Genomic DNA, 1,528 nt, shown 5'->3' on the forward strand with positions numbered 1-1,528 from the left:
AATAACGCGCCTTTTTATTTGACTGTTTGGTCGGAAAGGTTTTTTCAGTAAAATCACTTTTAAAGCGTTCGTCGCTTGGGTACAAGGTGAGTAATTTTTGTTTAATCTCTTGAATTCCACACCCGCCTTGTATGTCAACACAGATCTTACTGTAAAGGTCCTCTTGCTCTCCAGTGTGTTCCCTACAGATAACATTGTAACGCAACGATAAATTCTTAACCCATTCTAGAATACGATGAAATTCTGATTCAAATTTTAGGCAACTGGCAAACAATAGGCTAATCGGCTGACTAATACCAAACATTTTTAGAAACAACAGGTCTCTTTTTATCTCTTTATACATTGGAAAATCTTTCCAAAACTCTTCTTCTGGGTTAATTAATGCCGCATAAAGATAACAATGATTACTCAGTCGATTTAAATAATCATCGGCAAGGGTGTTAGTTGTTATTTCATTTTTTATTGATTTAAACAATAGATTTTGTCTTACTTTTTTATGGCGACTGTTCCATTCTGTTAGAATATAATCAGTATAGTTTTTACCAGAAATATTGGTGCCAATTTCTTTCCATTGTTCATCTAATTTATCTATGACATCATCGGGCATATCTTGATTGGTGTCAATTGTTGAGAACAAGTAATTTTTTAGCAGATCTGCTGATGACAATTTCACACCTCTAGCATTCAATGTTTCAAAAACTTTGTATGCATTGAGTTCATCGCCAATAAATATAGTAGTAAACAGCGTCTTCTTGGCAATATTTTCAATTAAGGCATTAATATTTTCACCTCGTGAGAATCGATCGTGGCGAAATTTTTTATAAAAAAATTGCAGTGCATCGTGCATCAATTTAGTGGTTTTGTTAACACCTCTACTCGGTATGGATTGCCCTGAAACTGCTTTTTCATAATAATAAGCATTATTGCGATTAAGGGTTAACTTGTTTTCTGTTCTTAGATATGTTAAATCTTTAGTACCTATAAAAGTTTTTAGCAATAAGTCTGCTCTTTCATTATCGTCAATCTCTTTTAACCTTTTAATGGCCGCTAAAACAATCAGTGAGAATGTGGTAAATCGCTGTTGCCCATCAATGACACTAAAGACACTGTCTTCTTTTTCTTGTAAAACTAAATACCCCATATAATGGTATTCATCAGCACGCTTATGAATAAATTCAATGTCTTCCCATAAATCTTGCCATTGCTCTTGCTCCCATGAATAATCTCTTTGAAATTTTGGCACCAAGTATTTTTTACCATTACCTAACAAATCTCTAAGATTTAAATCGTCTGTGTTTATTTTTAATTTATTTCCCATGGTTTTAAGTGTTTTAAAAAAAATATTCTATACTAATACTAATCAATGTGCAATACCGCCAGAAACGCCTCTTGAGGAATGTCTACTCTGCCGACGCTGCGCATACGCTTCTTACCTTTTTTCTGTTTATCAAGTAATTTGCGTTTGCGAGAAACATCGCCACCATAACACTTGGCAGTTACATTTTTTCTAAGGGCTTTAACATTGGTT

2 protein-coding genes are annotated in these 1,528 nt (G+C 33.8%); both read right to left on the reverse strand.

Annotated features, from left to right (window positions below; translation table 11 throughout):
- Positions 1-1,318, reverse strand: a 1,318-nt coding sequence (locus tag BBROOKSOX_RS10885; RefSeq protein WP_139661820.1) for a DUF262 domain-containing protein, incomplete at its 3' end; no start/stop codon positions are given.
- 38 nt (positions 1,319-1,356) lie between these two features.
- Positions 1,357-1,528: hypothetical protein (locus tag BBROOKSOX_RS10890; RefSeq protein WP_139661823.1), on the reverse strand; the 172-nt coding region annotated here is incomplete at its 5' end.

The sequence above is a fragment of the bacterium endosymbiont of Bathymodiolus sp. 5 South genome (genome assembly GCF_900128535.1).
GTDB lineage: Bacteria > Pseudomonadota > Gammaproteobacteria > PS1 > Pseudothioglobaceae > Thiodubiliella.